The organism is Streptomyces sp. NPDC016851 (assembly GCF_055562795.1).
This window is the reverse complement of record NZ_JBVHEP010000026.1, coordinates 93,030-110,274: the sequence shown is the minus strand read 5'-3', so window position 1 is coordinate 110,274 and position 17,245 is coordinate 93,030. Positions and strand designations below refer to the sequence as shown.

Below are 17,245 nucleotides of genomic sequence, written 5' to 3'. Positions count from 1 at the left end.
GCCGGCCGCCGACGATCAGCCGGGGTACCCGCAGAGCGGTCCCCCGCGCCGCTCACATCACCGAGTTCAGCGGCTGGAGCATTGTTCGGCAGTACCGTTCCGGCAGCCTGACAATTGGCTGTCCGCTCTGATGCGGGGGCAGCTGGAGGGGTGAGGGTGTGGCGGGTCGTCGTGAGGTGCCGGTGGATCCGGCGGCGGGTCCGGTGCAGCGGTTTGCGTTCGAGTTACGCAAGCTGCGAGTGGAGGCGGGCGGGATCACCTACCGGGCGCTGGCCCAGCGGGCGGGCTACTCGGTGACCACGCTGTCCCGGGCGGCGGCGGGCGAGCAGCTGCCGACGCTGCCGGTGGCCCTGGCCTATGCGGGGGCGTGCGGGGCAGACCTGGCGGAGTGGGAGGCTCGGTGGAAGGAAGCGGCGGACGAGTCCGCCGGTGACGGCTTTGGGTACGACGACGGATCAGTCGCGCCGTACCGGGGGCTGGCACGGTTCGAGACCGGTGACAGCGCCTTGTTCTTCGGCCGGGAACAGCTCACCGCCGACCTGGCCGACCTGTTGCGCCGACGGCGGTTCGCGGCGGTCTTCGGCCCCTCCGGCAGCGGCAAGTCCTCCCTGCTGCGGGCCGGTCTGATACCCGTCCTCCGGCAGGCCCAGGAGCCGGACCTGCGGCCGGCCGCGATCCGGATCCTGACCCCGGGCGACCGCCCCGCCGGCACGCATGCACCGCTCCTCGCACCCGCGGTTCCCGGCGACGGCAGCGCCGGGCCGGACACGTTCGTGATCGTCGACCAGTTCGAGGAGGTCTTCACCCTCTGCCGCGATGCCGCCGAGCGTGTCCGCTTTATCGACCTGCTGCTGGCCGCCCGAAAGCCCGAGAGCCGCTTACGGGTGCTGTTGGCGGTGCGCGGCGACTTCTACGGCCGCTGCGCCGAGCACCGCGACCTGGCCGACGCACTGCGCGATGCCAACCTCCTGGCCGGTGCGATGAGCCCGGCGGAACTGCGCGACGCCGTCGTCAAACCGGCCACGGCGGCCGGACTGACCGTGGAACGCGCCCTCACCGCCCGCTTGGTCAAGGAGGTCGCCGACGCGCCGGGCGGGCTGCCGCTGTTGTCCCACGCGTTGCTGGAGACCTGGCGTCTCCGCCGCGGCAAGACGCTGACCCTGGCGGGCTACGAGGCGACCGGAGGGCTGGACGGCGCGATCGCCAAGACCGCCGAGAAGGTCTACGGCCGGTTCACCGAAGGCCAGGCGGCTGCCGCCCGCCGGGTGTTGCTGCGGCTGATCGCCCCCGGATGGGGGTCCCCCCGCTCGAGCGAAGTCGAGAGTGGGGGAGGCGCCCCCGACACCCGCCGTCCCGTAGAGCGCGCGGAACTGACCGGCACCGGCCGGGATGACACCGCCCAGGTGGTGGAGGCACTCGCCCGGGCGCGACTGCTCACTTTGGACGGCGACACCGTCGAGATGGCACACGAGGCTCTGATCACGGCCTGGCCCCGCCTACGCGGGTGGATCGAGGAAGACCGCCAACGCCTGCGCGCGCACCGGAACCTGACCGAAGCGGCCCACGCCTGGCAGGAACTGGGCCGCGAGCAGGGCGCCTTGTACCGGGGAAGTCGGCTCGCCGCCGCCCGGGAACACTTCGGCGGCGCACCGCGCGAGGACCTGACCGACTTGGAGCACGCCTTCCTCGACGCCAGCCGCGACCACGAGCAGAAGGGCCGTCGCCGGTACCGGCGGGTGCTCACCGCGGTCACCACCGCTCTGTGCCTCGCCCTCGTCGCCGCCGGCCTCGCCGTGGGGCAGTGGCAGAGCGCGGTGACCGCCCAGCACTTGGCCCAGTCCCGGCAGCTGGCCGCCCAGTCCGGTGCACTGCTGGACTCCGAACCCGACCTCGCCGCACTGCTTGCCGTGCATGCCTACCGCACCAGCCCGACCCGCGAAGCCACCGCAGCCCTGTACGCCGCCGCGGCGCTACCGCTGCGGGGGCGCCTGATCAGCGGTACCGAACCCGTGGATTCCATCGCCCTCAGTCCGGACGGACGCACCGTCGCCGCCAACAGCCGAGATGGCAAGGTGCGGATCTGGAGTCTGCCGGGAGGCCGGCTCCGACACACGTTCACTGGCTACGACAGCGGCGAAGTCGCGGCGTTCAGCCCCGACGGACGTACCCTCGCTGTCGCCGGTGCCCGTGGCGCCGACGGGATGATAGGGCTACTGGATCCGGTCACCGGCAGGAAGCTCAGAACCATCACCGTCCCCGACGGTTCGGTACGCGGGATGGTTTTCAGCCCTGACGGACGTACTGTGGCCGCCTCCTCACCGGCGGCTGTACGGGTGTGGGATGTCGCCACCGGCCGCAAGCAGCGCAGCTTCACCAGCCGGCTCGACCCGCAGGCAGTCGCCTTCGGCCCTGACGGACGTACCGTCGCCGCGGTAAGCCTCAACGGACGGGTGCGGGTGTGGGACGTGGCCACCGGCCGCACCCGGAGCGCCCACGACAGCCGAAGCCAGGGCGGGGCGGTGGTTTTCAGCCCTGACGGCCGGACTTACGCCGATTTCCGCACCGATGGTTCGGTGCAACTGCGGGATACGGCCACTGGCATGGTCCGGCGCACGATCAGGGACGGACCCATCGAGTTGAACGAGGTGGCCTTCTCTCAGGACGGGCGGACCCTCGCCGTTCAGGGCCACGGGGACACGGTGCGGCTGTGGGACACCACCTCCGGCAGGGCGCGGGCCACCGTGACCGCCGGTCATCACGGAAGCGGACTCATGGACGTTGCTCTCAGCGCGGACGGCCACACCCTGGTGACCAGCAGCAACCTGGACCCCACCGTCCGCGTCCACCGCCCCGCCGCCGACCACCCGCGGACCACTCTGCAGGGCCGTACGGGTACGTACATCGCCGACATGGCATTCAGTCCGGACGGACGCGCGGTGGCCACGGTTCACGAAGGGCGGGCCGGCCGTGGGTCGGTACAGCTCTGGGATGCCGGGACCGGTGATCATGAAGCCACTCTGGCGCTCGACACCGACCCGGCACTCCGGGGAAAGCAGCTAGCTTTCCCGGTGCGGCGTCTCGGGGCTGTGGGGTTCAGCCCGACCGGGCGCGCCCTGGCCGCCAGGGCCAAGAGGAACGGAGTGGTGATCGAGATCCGGGATGTCGCCACGGGCCGTCTTCGAAACAGCCGTGCCCTGGGCGCCATCGAGGCGGCCTTCAGTCCCGACGGGACGCGGCTCGCGATCGCCAACGGGAACGGATCGGTGCGGATCTGGCACCTTTCAACCGGCGCACTGCACACCGTCCACACCGGCCACGGCCGATCCGTCAGAACGTTGGCGTTCACCCCGGACGGCCTCACACTTGCCGTCGCGGCGACCGGGGCCGGCGGCGAACAGATCACGCTGCTCGACACCGCAACCGGCCGCACACAGCGCACCATCACGCCGGGCGGAGGCCGGCAGTCCCCCGCATTCAGCCCAGACGGGCATACTCTGGCCACCGCAGGCAGCAGCAACGGATACGTGAAGACCTGGGATGCGCGCACTGGTCGGCTCCAAGACAGCTTCAGAGCCGGCGACAACGTGGCGGCGCCGGCTTTCAGCCCCGATGGGCGCACCCTTGCCATAGGCAGTGCCAGAGGAGTCCAGCTGTGGGACCTCGCCACCAGCCAGAAAAGAATCACCCTGCCGACCCGCTTGCCCTCAGCAGTGGCGTTCAGCCCGGACGGACGAACCCTGGCCATCGGCACGGACAGCTCCGTCGGGCTGTGGAAAGTCGACCTGCCCGACCCAGCCCGCGCTGTCCGCACCATCTGCGAGGCCATCGACACCACTCTCACGCCTCTGGAACGGTCCCGTTACCTGCACGACCCGTCCACTGAAACCGGCTGCCAGTCGGCAGCGCGATAGGACCTCGAGGCGGCGCGATCTGCTGTCGGGCCTGCTTGATGCGCTGACCGTCGGGGGCTGCGGAGCCCCTGCGCACCACCACCGTGCAGTGCGCACCGCCGCCCGATCCGGTGCGCATCGTGGTGGATTCGCCGTATCCCCGGTGCCGATACGGCGAATCGTCGGTGCGCACTGACCGCGCCGGTACGCCTCATCCGGGTGCGCCGGCGCCCTGGCCTGTGCGCGACTGGTGCGGGCGGGTGCGCACTCTGCGGGTCGGTGGGGTTTCCAGTCGCCGACGTTCTGTTCCCCGTTGTTGTAGGCGTTGGCGCACACGTCATACTTGCCGCCGCTGTTCTCCTGGTCGGCGGTCGAAGGCCCGTTGGTGTCGAGGTAGCCGCCGTCACCGCCGTAGAGGTTCCGCAGGCAGACCAGGTCCGGCGACCACGGTTCACAGACACCAGGGCGCACGGAACCCGGCTTCAGGCCGGCGGACCCACAACCCCCTCTGCCCGGGCGGCGGGTGCTGCGGCCGCCGGCCTGCTCGCTATGGGGCTGCGCGGTCATCGGTGGACAGGTCGGTGGTTTGCCCGCCCGGTTCGTCAGTCAGGCTCCCGACGCCGGTTGTCCCTGGCGAGTTCGTCGACACGAGCGCCGGCCGACGGCGGGGTGCGCGATCCCGAACGACGTCGAGCCGGTGCCAGGATCTATCGCGGTGCCGGCGCCTCGCCGGAGACCGCAACGCCCGCCCGGCGGAAATCGTCCAGAGTCGACGCTGTGGTGTCCGGGGCGACGCCGACCGAGTAGTCCAGGAGCACCCGGGCGCGGAACCCGGCCTTGACGGCGTCCAGGGCCGTCGCGCGGACGCAGTGGTCGGTGGCGATGCCTACCACGTCTACCTCTTCCACTCCCCGCGAGCGCAGCCAGTCCGCCAGGGGCGTGCCGTGTTCGTCGGCGCCTTCGAAGCCGCTCTTGGAAGCACTGTGGGCCCCCTTGAAGAAGACGGCATCCACCTTGCCGCTCATGGCTGTGGGTGCGAAGTTCGGGTGGAACTCCCCGCCCTCGTGCCCGGCCACGCAGTGAACGGGGAAGCTGTCCTTGAAGTCGGGGTTCTCGGAGAAGTGGCTCCCCGGGTCGATGTGGTGATCCCGGGTGGCGACGACGTACTGATAATCAGCCCCCGCACTGCGATCCACCAGATCGGCGACGGCAGTCGCGATCCGCGCCCCACCCGAGACCGGAACACTGCCTCCCTCACAGAAGTCGTTCTGCACATCCACGACGATCAGACCTCGGCTCATCACGCACACCCTTCAGCACGACGGAACAACTCCCGCGTTCTATCGGCCCCGCTCGCCCCCTGGTGACGAAAGCGGCTGCTCTCACCCGCACGGACCACGGTTCTTCACCGCAGGAACGATTCGCACCCGTCCTATGGCCATGCGCGTGCGGGGCCGGGCCCCCGCTGACGTCACCGTCCCCGAGCCACGCGACACCGGCCGGCGCACCACGGCGTCGGTCGCCGCGGTGGTCGACGCGCACCGGGAGTGACGGGGAGCAGCTGAGGTCGGCAGTCTCCGACGGAGCCGACGTAGAACACGCCCACGCGCCACATGATCGAGTTGATCGCCTTGGGCATGATCTTCTCGGGTAGCCGCCTCCGTCGACGACCGCCGGACGGTCCTGTCCGCAGACAGCCGACCCACCACCGGCGGCGGCACCGTGGACCGGTCACACCGGCCTCTCGAACCACCCGTACGTCCGCGAGGCGGGCGCGTTCGAGAGGGAGTCGAATCGTGGGAGTGGCTTTGCGATCAGGGTGGGGGCCCGGTCCCCTGTGCGCGGCAGACGGTCAGGCAGGGGCGGTGAGGACGCCGGGAAGGTCACCGGCCTTCACGGCCTCCTGGTCGATGGCCACGCCCGTGTAGGCGCCCACGGCGGTGAACACCAGCTCGGGCAGGCGCTCACCGTGCTCCTCGAAGTACGCGACGACTTCGGCCTCACTGGCCTCGGGCATCGACGGGAACACTGCGCCCGCGGCGCTGAGGGCGGCGTCGAGGGCCGAGCTCTGCCCGGTGTCGGTGCCGAAGTCAGCCCGGTACGCGCAGGCATCGGGCACATGGATGACCACGGCCGGAGGGCTGAAACGGTTGGCGGTCAGGCAGAGGATCTCCTCGCCCTCGCGGGGAAGCATCGACTCGGCCTTGCCTTGGTAGCCGGTCGCCCAGGTCGCCATGCCCCAGTCCTCCAGTACGTAAGTCCACTCACCGCACGTGCCGTACATGGCGCGGTTGAGCTGAGGGGAGGGCCGGCCCGGCTGCCCGACGGGTGCACGCAACTCCCTGCACGGGGTGCGCGCTGCTAGCTCGTCGAGGTCGGCGCCCAGCTTGATGAGGAACTCGTCCGTCTCCACGCCTCGGGCCAGGGTCAGCGAGACGCCGCCCAGCATGCCGGGCACGGCCGTTGGAGGGGTGTGGTGGTGTGCGCCTATCCACGCGACGCCGTCACTCATGCCGGTGAGAGTACCGGCCTGATACCGGCGGCGGTCCTGGTGGTTGCAAGTGCGGGCACGACGAGTGCGGCCGGACGCTGTTCTGCGCATCCTGTGGGAGGGCCGACACGATCAGGTCGTCGGTTGGTCGCGTCGGATGCTAAGTCGATCGTGGTGGCGGCCAGCCCGTTCTTCGTGAGCAGGCGGACATCCTCTCCGCCTCGGGTGCCGCATAGGCGCGAGGCCGCCCATGACGGCGGGTGGGGTCGGAACGGAAGGCGCCGTGCGTGGTCCGGCTCGGCGCCCTCCGCTGTCCCTCGTCGGTCTTTGCGTTATGACCAGGGCAGGACCAGGGCGCCCCAGGCGACGACGGGGCCGAGGGCGACGATTCCGCCCGTGTAGCCGATGACCTGGCGGTAGAAACGGCGGGTGTCCACCCCGCGGGCGTTGCTGAGGACGAGTGCTCCGTTGGTCGAGAAGGGAGAGGTGTCGACGATCGTCGTGGAGACGGCGAGCGCGGCGATCAGTCCGGCGCCGCTGAGGTGGCTGGAGAGCAGCAGCGGTACGGCGATGGGGATGATCGCTGTGAGAATCGCGGTGGAGGAGGCGAAGGCGGAGGTGACGGCCACGGTGAAGCACAGCAGCAGGGCGACGACGAGCGGGGCGCCCAAGTGGGCGGCTCGTTCGGAGATCTCCTCGATGATGCCGGCCTTCTCCAGCATCGCGATGTACGTCATCATGCCCGCGACCAGAAGCAGGGTGGACCAGCTGACGCCGTCCACGGCCTTCTCCTGCCGCTTCATGTCCACCAGGGCCAGCAGGGCTCCGGCGGCGAGTGCAAGGAAGCCGATCTCCAAGTGGAAGCCGAGCGCGCCGATGACGAGGGCGACCAGAGAGGCGAGGGTGAGCCACTGCCGCCAGTCGGGCCTGCCGGTGACGGCGGTGTCCTCGTCGTCGGCTGTCTCCGCGGCACCCTCGACCAGCGGGGCGGGACGCTTGGCGAGCAGGGCGTAGGTGAGGATCGAGAGCACCAGGTTGATCACGAAGCTGGCGCTGAACAGCGCCACTGCGGAGACCTGCAGATCGGTCTTGTCGACGAGGCCGAGCACCAGCGCACCGGAGACGGCCAGCGGGGAGAACGCGCCCGCGTGGCCGCCGCTGATCACCATCATGCCGACGACCAGCGGGTTGAGCTTGTAGCGGTAGGCGAAGTTCATGCCGATCGGCGCGAGGATCGCGACCGCGGCCGGGGTGAACGTACCGAACGCCGTCAGCAGGGCGGCCACCAGGAACAGTACCCAGGGGATGAGTTCGGTCCTGCCGCGCACGAGCCGCACCCCTGCCGCGACGAGCCAGTCGATGGTGCCGTTGCGGCGGGCGACGGAGAACAGGTAGGTGACTCCGACGATGGTGACGAAGAGCTCTGCCGGGAACCCCTCGAAGATCTCGTCCTCGGTGAGGCCGAGCGAGGCGGTGCCGACCGCGAAGGTGGCGACGAAGGCGAGGATGCCGAGGTTGATCGGCAGCATGGTGCCGACCACGAACATCACCAGCAGGGCGCCTATGGAGATCACTTCAGCAGACATCTTTGTCCTTGGTGCGGTGGGACGGGTGGCGCGCCGCGAGGGCGCGAGGGCATCCCGGTGCGGACGGCTGGGAGCCGGCTGGACCGAGGTGATGTTCGTCGTGGCTCAGGCGGCTTGCGGGCTGCCTGCTTCCGGTACGTAGATTCGGGCGTCGGCGAGCAGACGGGCCGCGCGCTGCACGGTGACCCGGTGCGGCAGGCCGTCCCTTACGTCGGTGCAGCGGACCGCGACGACGCCGGCGGGCGTGCCGAGGCGCAACCACTCGTCGGTCGGGCCGCCCGTGGTCCGGGAGACCACGGACCCCTCCAGCAGCCCGGCCGCCGCGACGGCTACGGCGGACGTCAGGCCGATCGCGGGATGCGGGGCGTTCATGGTGAGCATGCGCACCGAGAGGTCGTAGTCGTCGGCACCGATCGGTTCACCGAGGGTGGTGGTGTACGGCACCGGCGGGCCGACCAGGCCCACTTTGGGCACCGCGTCGCCCGGTTCCTCCCCCGGCCAGCGCAGCCCCATCAGGGGTGCGGCGGTATGACGGACGGTGCGCAGCCAGGGGACGTCCGCGCTCATCCGCTCCAGTGACTCGGCACCGGTACGCCCGGCACTGGCGGCGTCGACAAGGACGACCGGAGCTCCTGCGGACACCATGCTCACGCGCAGCGCTTCAGCGGCGCCGACCCGCAGGTCCTGGGCGGCCTGGCCGGTGGGGAGCAGTGAGCCGGTGGTGCCACCGGCCGGGTCGCGGAAGGTGAGGCCGACCGCGACCCCGCCGGCACGGGTGCCGGGTACCGTCTGACGGCCGAAGTGGTGCACCACGCCACCGGGCGTGTCGACGATCCCTTCGAGGACCGCGCCGGTATTGGTGTTGCGCATCACCACGCGCGTCCGGTCGCCGGTGACCGGAACCATTCCTTTGGTCACCGCGTACAGGGCGACGCCGGTGGCGCAGTTGCCGCAGTTGCTCGTCCACTCCACCGAGCCCGTCCCGATGCCGACTTGAGCGAACAGGTAGTCGACGTCGACGCCAGGCTGGGGTGAGGCGCTGACCACGGCCGCTTTCGAGGTGGTGGGGGTCGCCCCGCCCACCCCGTCCAGTTCCACGGGGTCGGTGGCGCCGTACGCGGCGACCAGCAGCCTTTCGAGGTCGCCGCGGTCGGCAGGAACTTCGACCTGGTTGAACAGCCAGCACTTGCTTGTGCCGCCACGCACCAGGGTCGCGGGAATGTGCACGTCTGAGGCTCTTCCTGGGTCAACGGAGGGGATGGAAAAGGGCCGAGGCAGCGGTTGCGAGGGCACTGCCCGCCGGTGAACCGCTCGGCGATTGCGGAGACCTTCGCAGAGGCATGACTTGGGAACAATCGCAGTTCGCTTCACCTGGGTTTAGCTCAGCTAAAGTCGGCGGCATGCTCAACGTGCGCCGTCTGCTGCTGCTCACCGAGGCCACCGAACGCGGTTCACTCACTGCCGCGGCGGAAGCCCTCGGCATGACCACCTCCGCCGCCTCCCAGCAGATGTCCCTGCTGGAGCAGGAGGCAGGGCAGCCCCTCGTCGAGCGGCTGCCACGGGGTATCCGACCCACCCCCGCGGGTGCCGCGCTGGCCGAACGCGGTCAGGCCATCCGCCGGGAACTCCGCGCCGCCCAGGCCGACCTGGACTCCTTCACCGCCCTCGACCAGGGCACCCTGCGGCTCGGTTCCTTCCCTACGGCGAGTGCGTCCCTGCTGCCGCTGGCGCTCACGCGCTTCCGGCGTCGCCACGCCGGCATCCGCATCGAGGTACGCGCGGGAGTCCTCGCGGAGCTCAGGGAGATGCTGCACACCGGCGAGGTGGAGCAGGGGTTGCTCTGGGACTACGAATGGAACCGCCTCGACGATCCGGCGCTCGCCCTCACCCACTTGCTGGACGACCCGACGGTGCTGGTCGTGCCTGCCGACTCGCCCCTGCGCAGCCATCCCTCCGTGCGCCTCGGCGACCTCGCCGACCAGGAGTGGATCATCCGCGCCGACAACCACCCCGTCGCCGATGTCCTGCGCCGAAGCTGTCGCCAGGCGGGATTCGAGCCGCGCATCGCCTATTCATCGCATGACTACCAGGAGGCGCAGGCGATGGTCGCCGCCGGTCTCGGCATCGCGCTCGCACCCCGCCTGGCCCTCACCAGCCGACGCAGCGACGTCCGCCTCCTGCCGTTCGCCTCCGATGTCCCGGCCCCCACCCGCCGCATCCTCCTCGCACGCGCCGTGGCACGCCCCGCCACCCCGCCCGCCCAGGCGATGGCCCGTGTCCTGCGCACGGTGGCGCAGCGATTCACCGCACCGGACCTGCACCGGGCTCAGCTTGGGGCGGTCCGGCGGGGCTGACAGGGTGGGCGATGAGTTTCGATGGAGTCGATCGCAGGGAGTTCAATTCCGATCATCGGAGGACAGGAATCGGAAGACAGGAAAGGGGAAGAGTCGGCCCACTTGGGCAGGCCGACTCTTCCGGTGCCGTTTCGCGCGCCAACGCGTCAGGCTCATTTTCCCTGTTCAATCATGGTTGGAGCCAAGGAAACAGGGCACCGCGCACTGCGTTGCGGTGGTTCGGAAATTGTTGCCTCTGAGCAGAGGGTGTGCAATCAGCGGCGAGCAGAAGTGAATCAACGAGCCCTGAACGGCCATCGATCGCCGTCTGCCGGGGCCGAACCTGCTGGCCAGAGGTTGATTCACAATGTCCCGCTCCAGTTGCGGGTGACTTTGGGGGTGGGACGGTCATGCAACAACTCCCACCTCCATGCGAAGGCCCATAGCTAGATGGCAACATTCTGTGCGCCTTCGCGGGAGCGCCAACTGCCGTGAAGGGACGTTTGGTTGGAGCCGATGGAGAACGGCACGCTGTCGCGTGCCGCGCGAGAGACGAACAGGGACCATGCACAGCACCCATTCATGCCGCAGGAATGGAGTATGACGCGGTGGGACGACCAGAAAAGCCGATTCCGGACCCGCTGAGTCCGCTGGGCAGACTTGCCACTGCCCTGCGCAACGGGCGCCGGGGTATCGGTCTCTCCTACGCCGAACTCTCCGAGCGGACCGGGTTCCACAGCCCCGCGACACTGCAGCGGGCGGCGTCGGGCACCGTCGTTCCCAAGCGGGACGTGGCACGGTCCTTCGCACGTGCCTGCGAGTTGGACGTCGACGCGATCACTCAGCTGTGGATCGCCGCCTATCGCGGGAGCAAGGCCAGTCGTAGGACCGGCGATCGGGTGCGGGAAGGGAGCGCGCCCCGACCTCATCTCATCAAGGACTTCGACAGCCTCTGTCAGGCCCTGAAGCAGTTGCGGCTGCTGAACGGAGCGCCCTCGTTCCAAGTGATGGCCAACAGGGCGCGAGCCGCGCGCAAGGAGCTGTCGCGCAGTACTGCCAACCGGATCTGCGCCGGCCGGCCACCGGCATCCATCGAGTGCCTGGAGGCCTTCCTGATCGCCTGCGAGGTACCGCCGCGCGGCCGTGAGGTGTGGTTCGAAGCCTGGCTCCGGGCGGGGCAGCATGCCGCCGGGGCACGCCAGGGCTACGGCGTGCGTGAGGAGATGAAGCAGCTGGAGGCCGTGGTCGCCGAGAACCTCAGCGGCAAGGTGGCTCAGGAGACCGCCGTGCGGCTGCTGCGGAAGGCCGGCTTCGAGGCCCTGGAACGCTACCGCCGCTTCGAGGCGCCGTGGACCGTGGAATGCCTGCAGTGCGCCACCACGTTCCGGGTCAGGCTGTCTGATGTCGTCATGGGGCGGGCTTCGTGCCTGACGTGCGCAGAGGTCACCGACCACGTACGGGAAGCGTGGGTCGAAATGCTGTCGAACCGAGCAGGCCTGCTCAGCAGTCAACAACTGCGCGCCTTGCGCTCCGTCACGGTGCTGCAGTCCCGCCTGCATCGCGACCACCTGGATGTTCCTGTGTTCGTGACCGACCAGAAGACGGAGTTCGTCCTCCAGTCCACGGCATGGCACCCGGCTCTGAAGGCCGCCCTGCGGCGTCATATCCGGCCCCAGGTCCGCCTGGACGTCCTGATCGTCTGCAAGTACGAGACCAACGGGCAACGGCAGCGCCGGCTCGCCATGGCCGCCGGCCTGGTGGGCGACCCGGTCGAGACAACGGCTTGCCCGCAGCAGCCACACACCACGATCGGCACCGCAGTCGAAGAGCCAACCGCGCGCGGAGCCCAGCAGAACACCTTCGAGGGCTTGCGCAGCACCACTCCAGGAGCGGGGAACACTCCGCGGTCCTGGGAGGCGACCAGCAACAGCGGCCCCTGAGACCGCCCGGCCCCAGACCTACGTGCCCCGGCGGCCCCATCGCCTGCTTCCGACCGGCTGAAGGAGCACCGCTCTCGGGGGCGGTGGAGCACGCGCAGCACTTGACCTTCCGGCCGTGTGCCGACGCCACCGCGTAGTCGAGCCTCAGTGCCCCTCAGGGGCGCCGTCGGCGAGCCCCTCCCCCATCACAAGCCCCTCGAGTCCCAAGGAAAGAACCGATCATGCACTGCTCAGTTTCCCAGCTGACGGAGAACGCGTCTCACTCATGCAGCCGCCTGGTGCTGAGCAGCAGCGACGCCACCCAGGAGACCTTCAGCAGCTCCTGGACATGGGCAGCTGTCATCGGTCTGGCCAGCCTGGCCGTCACCACGTACTTCTCCGTCGTCCAGGTGCGCAAGAGCCACCGCGCCAAGGAGGCAAAGCGCTATCAGGCCGACTACGACCTGCTCGACGAAACCGTGGTCGTGCTCGACAAACTGGCCGGCATCGCTGCGCAGAAGGCGGACATGGTCAAGCTCGGCGAGCTTCTCAGCCGCATCAAGCAGGCCGAACGCCGCTTTCCCGACCTGCCGTTCGGCGGGGTGGTCGCGCACATCGACGCCTACAGGAAGACCCCGCTGCCAGACGACTTCCATCGAAAACTCGGCAACAGAAGGGTCGTCCTGGACAATCTGCTCGATCTGTCACGTCAGCAAGGCGCCGCGATCGCAGATGCCCTGGCAGCCATCCAGACGGTGCAGAGCGAGATCGACCGCCGTACCAACTGATCGGCGATCGGCGTCGCAGCAGCGCATGGGGGTGGACGCACTGCGCATGTGCCGTTGAGTGGGTGTGCTCGGGGCGCCGTTGTCGTGCCACCAGTGGGCATCGCGCGATGACGGAGGCGCCTGTCAGTGGGTGCGTGCATGATCAGGCACATGATTCATGGATCTGACGAAGCTCTGCGTCTCCTCGCTTCCGAGCACCTGCCTCCCGACACAGCCGAGAAGTGGTTGGAGCTGTTGCGACCGTCTGTGCGTCTTCGTGTAGCCGCGGGCTCGGACAGCGTGGCCGGCCGTCTCGGTGGTCGGCCGAAGCTCGCGGCCGGTGTGGACTGGCCCGTGTGGGAGGGACACGGGCCCCTCTCGTTCATCGCGTCGATCGATTGCGCGGCGCTTCCCGCCCGGACACTGGATATCGACCTGCCGAAGTCCGGGTCTCTCTTGTTCTTCTACTTCGACGGTCAGCTCGATGACGGCGATGCTCTTGTGCTGGCAGAGGACCGGGACAGCTGGGCAGGCGCCCGAGTGCTCTACGTACCGGAAGGCGCAGATGTGCCGGAGCGGGAAACGCCGGGGGAACTCCAGCCGTATCCACTCGTGCCGCTTGAGGCTCGAGTGGAGTTCACTGCGGCTGAGCCCTGGCATCCGCGCATCCGGGATGCCTTCGCACCGGGCGCTCCGCTCGGGCACCGCTACGACCATCCCGTATGCACTCAGGAGTTCCTCGACGCGCTGTGGGAGTTCGACGACACAGTGGGCCATCAGGTCGGCGGCTATGCGCACCCGGTTCAGAACCCGGTGGAGATAGAGATCGCAGAGGCTGTGTGGGAAGGAAAGGTGTCCTGGGAGGATCCCCGACTTTCGGAGGAGGCAGGCAGCTGGGTGCTGCTGGCGCAGTTCGACAGTGAGGAGGCCGCGGACATGATGTGGGGTGACTGCGGTGCGTTGTACTGGCTGATCCGTCCGCAGGACCTGGCCGATCGGCGCTTTGACCGGGCGATGTTCACCTGGCAGTGCAGCTGAGAACCGCAACACCACTGTGTCGGACACATGCCGGTCTCGGTGACCTGTCTGAGACGGCCGGAGTGGAGCCGCAGCATCGGAAAGCTCCTTATCAGCGCAGTTGCTCGGCCAGCCCGACGATGATGCCCTCCGGGCCGCGGACGTAGCAGAGCAGATAGCTGTCCTCGAACCGGGCGATCTCGCCGACGAGTTCGGCGCCGTGAGGGCGCAGGCGGGCAATGGTGTCCTCGAGGTCGTCGACGGCGAACATGACGCGGTGCGTGCCCAGAACGTTGTGCGGCCGGTTGCGCGGCCCGGCGCTGATGGCCGCGGGGCTGCGGTACTTCGCCAGCTCGAGCCGGCTGTGCCCGTCCGGGGTGCGGAGCATCGCGATGTCGCAGCGGACGCCGTCGAGTCCGGTGCACTGGTCGGCGACGAGGCCCTCGACCTGCGCCCTGCCCTCCAGCTCCATGCCCAGTTCCACGAAGAACGCGATGGCGGCATCCAGGTCCTCGACCACGATGCCGACGTTGTCCATCCGCTGAATCGCCATGCTGGCTTCTCCTTCTTCCTCGTGCTGCTTCCTCGTACGGCCGGTGGTGGCCGCCGATGTCCCTGGGACGGAGCCGGTGGCACGTTCTCGACATCCTCAGTGCACCGAATTCCGAAGTCTGGAGAAGGACGGCTACCGAGGCCAGCGCGCCGGGTACGCCGGTGGCCGGATGCTACTGCGTGACCGGCGGGGCTGGACGGCGAGCCGGTGGTGTGGGAGCGGGACCGGCCGGCCGCACGAGCGGTGGCACGCGGCGCTTGGGACGCCTCCGGAGAGGCGTGCCACGAGCGCCCGGCGGCACCGAGCAGCCGCCCGCTCACCCCAAAGCAATGGCTCAGGGGGCGGGCGGCACTGACCACCGGGAACTTGACCGGCGACCGCTCGGTGATGCGCGCTCAAGCCGTCACAGGACGTCGGCGAGGCGGTCTACCTGGTCCGGGTCGAGGCCGTAGCAGTAGAGCATCACCTCGTCTGCGCCCAGGTCGGCGAAGTGGGCGATCGCATCGCGGATCTCGGTGGGCGTGGTGAGCGATCCGGCGACCATCCGGTCGGCCATGCCGGTGAAGGCGTAGTACGCGTGCATGTTGGCGCGGGCGTCGTCGATCACGTCTTGAGGGCCGAGGGCGACGTTGACCTGTGCGACGAGGCGTGGTTCGCCGTCGCGGCCGTACTCCTTCCAGAAGGCGCGGACCGTGTCGAACAGACCGCCTGCCCACAAGGGCGCAGCGGCGGCGAGGAAGCCGTCGCCCGAGCGGGCAACACGTTCCAGCGCGACGGGCTTGAATCCACCGAAGAGCACCTCGGGGCCGCCGGGCCGTGCCGGGGACGGGCCGACGGGGCCGACGCCGTCGCCGTACGGCTCGCCGGACCAGAGGCGGCGCATCACGGCCAGCTGCTCGTCGAGGCGTCGGCCTCGGGTGCGCTTGTCGATGCCTGTGACCTGGTGGTCGTCGTCCCGGCCGCCGATGCCCAGCCCGAGGACCAGGCGGCCACCGGTCATCCGGTCCAAGGTGGCGGCCTGCTTGGCGAGGAGGGCGGTGTCGCGCAGCGGGGCGAGCAGCACCTCGGTCTGGACGCGGATGCGGGAGGTCGCGCCCGCAAGGACGGAGAGCGCGACCAGGGGCTCGGGGTTGTGGAAGACGAGCCGGTCCAGCAGGCCGAGTGTGCTGAAGGGCCCGGCGTCGGCGCGCTGGGCCCAGGTGAGCAGGGTGGTCGGGTCGCCGATGGGCAGGCCGATACCGACGTTCATGAAGGAGACCTCCGAGAGGAAGGGTCGACAAAGACAGCTGCCGCCCCTCCGGCACCTCAGCGAGGTGGGACGCTCCCGCTCTGCGGCGTGCTTCTGGGGAACGTCTCGTCGAAGTGGTCTGACCTTAGGACGACCCGTGTTCGCGGAACAAGCCGATTTAGTGGTGCGCGGCCGGCGCGCAGCGGGGCCCGGGGCGCGGAAGTACCGGTGCAGTGCGGGCCGCCAATCGGGGTCCGGACCAAGGCCGGTGAGAATGGCGTGATGACTCACGCCATACCAGTGTCGCTGCCGTCCGCGCTCGTCGATCACCACGCTGTCGACCTGGAACGCAAGTACACCGACGGCTGGGGCGTGAGCGTCGACGACGTCGCCACCGCGCCCTCCGGCGAGATCCGCTGAGCGCTTGAGTTGGCCCTTCGAGGCGTCACGGTGGGCCACAAGCTGCGGTGATCAACGTCCGATTCCCTGCCCTACGCTGACGTGATGGGTGTGGGGATAGAGGTCCTGATTGTGGACTGGCCGCACGTGGAGGCGGCTGCGCCCGGCGACCGGGGAGAGTTGCTGATCGATGCCGCCTTCGGAGAGGTGTACAGCGACGACCTCTTCGAGCATGGCTGGTCGTGGCCCGCTCAGCCGGGTCATGCCTGGTACGGCAGGTACGCCTTTCGGAACTCGCTCGGCTCGTACAAGCCGCACTTTTGGGCCGGTCACCGCTGGGACCACATGCGCGACTTCGTCGAGCCCGCGGTGCGCGACTCTTTGGACCGGTTCAACGACGCGCTGTTCTGGCACGGTCTGGAAGACACCACCGGGGTCCGTTCGGATCTTCCCGAGCAGCCGTGCACCTGGGACGCGGATCTGCTGCTGTGGTGCCCGCCCGATCACGTACCGCTGATCGCCGGATGGTGGCGGCAGGCGGCACCCCACTTGGACGTTCTGCGTGAGCCGTTCAGCCGGCATGCCGCAGATCCTGGCGGCTGGATCACGACCTTCGAATCGTTTGCCGACCTTCTCACCGACTGGGGCAAGGTGGTCACGGAAGCAGAGCGCCGCGGCTGGGGCGTCGTCGGCCTGCGCTGCTGACCGCCACCATGGCCCGCATCCAGCAGCAGCAAGAGACAGACAGGCCGCTGTCCCGCGCCGTGCATTTCCGGCTCTCAGCCGAAGGTGCCCAGGAGGTCCTGCCAGGAGCCGTCGTCGGCGGGCAGGGCCCGCATCGGGCGCGGCTCCGGGTACGGTGCCGCTGCGGCCCTAGCTCGGACGATTTCCGGCCCGCCGCACGCCGCGACCGCCAAGGCGCCGAAAACCTTGGCGAACGCGGCCGGGTCGCGGAGGCAGCAGGTTCACCTTTTCCATCGGCAGTCGCTTGCGCCGGACACGCAGTTCATGCGTCGTCAGCCTCAGCCGCCGCAAGTGGCCCGTGCCTTGGTTCACACGCGT

General features: G+C 69.4%; 13 protein-coding genes. 7 read left to right on the top strand and 6 right to left on the bottom strand.

What is annotated here, in order from left to right; all coding sequences use genetic code 11:
- Positions 1-158: 158 nt before the first annotated feature.
- Positions 159-3,911, top strand: coding sequence for an nSTAND1 domain-containing NTPase (locus ACZ3I3_RS33225; protein ID WP_467371075.1), 3,753 nt, complete (start codon positions 159-161; stop codon positions 3,909-3,911).
- 686 nt (positions 3,912-4,597) lie between these two features.
- On the opposite strand, the gene ACZ3I3_RS33220 is transcribed toward ACZ3I3_RS33225, so the two are convergent.
- The 4 genes from ACZ3I3_RS33220 to ACZ3I3_RS33205 form a co-directional block, all read right to left on the bottom strand.
- Positions 4,598-5,191: an isochorismatase family protein gene (locus tag ACZ3I3_RS33220; RefSeq protein WP_467371073.1), complete on the bottom strand. Its 594-nt coding sequence runs from the start codon at positions 5,189-5,191 to the stop codon at positions 4,598-4,600.
- A gap of 551 nt (positions 5,192-5,742) precedes the next feature.
- Positions 5,743-6,402 carry a hypothetical protein gene (locus ACZ3I3_RS33215; RefSeq protein ID WP_467371072.1) on the bottom strand — a complete coding sequence of 220 codons (660 nt, stop codon included), beginning with the start codon at positions 6,400-6,402 and terminating at the stop codon, positions 5,743-5,745.
- Positions 6,403-6,713: 311 nt separating this feature from the next.
- Positions 6,714-7,967 (bottom strand): SLC13 family permease, encoded by a 1,254-nt coding sequence (locus tag ACZ3I3_RS33210; protein ID WP_467371071.1) that lies wholly within the window; start codon positions 7,965-7,967, stop codon positions 6,714-6,716.
- A 105-nt stretch (positions 7,968-8,072) separates the two neighbouring features.
- Entirely contained in the window at positions 8,073-9,194 is a 1,122-nt protein-coding gene (locus ACZ3I3_RS33205; protein WP_467371069.1) for a PrpF domain-containing protein, read from the bottom strand.
- Between the two features lie 173 nt (positions 9,195-9,367).
- Between ACZ3I3_RS33205 and ACZ3I3_RS33200 the strand changes: the two genes are divergently transcribed.
- The 4 genes from ACZ3I3_RS33200 (at position 9,368) to ACZ3I3_RS33185 (ending at position 14,024) form a co-directional block, all read left to right on the top strand.
- Complete coding sequence (locus ACZ3I3_RS33200) at positions 9,368-10,321, top strand: LysR family transcriptional regulator (protein ID WP_467371068.1); 954 nt, start codon at positions 9,368-9,370, stop codon at positions 10,319-10,321.
- 587 nt (positions 10,322-10,908) lie between these two features.
- The gene (locus ACZ3I3_RS33195; protein ID WP_467371066.1) at positions 10,909-12,240 is read left to right on the top strand and encodes a helix-turn-helix domain-containing protein; all 1,332 of its coding nucleotides are present in this window, start codon (positions 10,909-10,911) and stop codon (positions 12,238-12,240) included.
- Positions 12,241-12,518: 278 nt separating this feature from the next.
- Positions 12,519-13,007: a hypothetical protein gene (locus ACZ3I3_RS33190; protein ID WP_467371065.1), complete on the top strand. Its 489-nt coding sequence runs from the start codon at positions 12,519-12,521 to the stop codon at positions 13,005-13,007.
- Positions 13,008-13,157: 150 nt separating this feature from the next.
- Positions 13,158-14,024, top strand: a complete 867-nt coding sequence (locus ACZ3I3_RS33185) for a YwqG family protein (RefSeq protein WP_467371064.1) — start codon at positions 13,158-13,160, stop codon at positions 14,022-14,024.
- 91 nt (positions 14,025-14,115) lie between these two features.
- Here ACZ3I3_RS33185 and ACZ3I3_RS33180 read toward each other — a convergent pair whose 3' ends face one another.
- Entirely contained in the window at positions 14,116-14,556 is a 441-nt protein-coding gene (locus ACZ3I3_RS33180) for a VOC family protein (protein ID WP_467371063.1), read from the bottom strand.
- Between the two features lie 403 nt (positions 14,557-14,959).
- Positions 14,960-15,805, bottom strand: a complete 846-nt coding sequence (locus ACZ3I3_RS33175; protein ID WP_467371062.1) for an LLM class flavin-dependent oxidoreductase — start codon at positions 15,803-15,805, stop codon at positions 14,960-14,962.
- Positions 15,806-16,066: 261 nt separating this feature from the next.
- On the opposite strand from ACZ3I3_RS33175, the gene ACZ3I3_RS33170 reads away from it, so the two are divergent.
- Positions 16,067-16,204, top strand: coding sequence for a hypothetical protein (locus ACZ3I3_RS33170; RefSeq protein ID WP_467371060.1), 138 nt, complete (start codon positions 16,067-16,069; stop codon positions 16,202-16,204).
- 84 nt (positions 16,205-16,288) lie between these two features.
- Complete coding sequence (locus tag ACZ3I3_RS33165; protein ID WP_467371058.1) at positions 16,289-16,888, top strand: hypothetical protein; 600 nt, start codon at positions 16,289-16,291, stop codon at positions 16,886-16,888.
- Positions 16,889-17,245 lie beyond the last annotated feature (357 nt).

What these genes read in the sequence shown, in the direction of transcription:
- ACZ3I3_RS33170 (WP_467371060.1), top strand. Translation starts at nt 16,067, where the DNA reads ATGACTCACGCCATACCAGTGTCGCTGCCGTCCGCGCTCGTCGATCAC.
- ACZ3I3_RS33165 (WP_467371058.1), top strand. Translation starts at nt 16,289, where the DNA reads ATGGGTGTGGGGATAGAGGTCCTGATTGTGGACTGGCCGCACGTGGAG.
- ACZ3I3_RS33220 (WP_467371073.1), bottom strand. Translation starts at nt 5,191, where the DNA reads ATGAGCCGAGGTCTGATCGTCGTGGATGTGCAGAACGACTTCTGTGAG.
- ACZ3I3_RS33175 (WP_467371062.1), bottom strand. Translation starts at nt 15,805, where the DNA reads ATGAACGTCGGTATCGGCCTGCCCATCGGCGACCCGACCACCCTGCTC.
- ACZ3I3_RS33200 (WP_467371068.1), top strand. Translation starts at nt 9,368, where the DNA reads ATGCTCAACGTGCGCCGTCTGCTGCTGCTCACCGAGGCCACCGAACGC.
- ACZ3I3_RS33180 (WP_467371063.1), bottom strand. Translation starts at nt 14,556, where the DNA reads ATGGCGATTCAGCGGATGGACAACGTCGGCATCGTGGTCGAGGACCTG.
- ACZ3I3_RS33185 (WP_467371064.1), top strand. Translation starts at nt 13,158, where the DNA reads ATGATTCATGGATCTGACGAAGCTCTGCGTCTCCTCGCTTCCGAGCAC.
- ACZ3I3_RS33215 (WP_467371072.1), bottom strand. Translation starts at nt 6,402, where the DNA reads ATGAGTGACGGCGTCGCGTGGATAGGCGCACACCACCACACCCCTCCA.
- ACZ3I3_RS33210 (WP_467371071.1), bottom strand. Translation starts at nt 7,967, where the DNA reads ATGTCTGCTGAAGTGATCTCCATAGGCGCCCTGCTGGTGATGTTCGTG.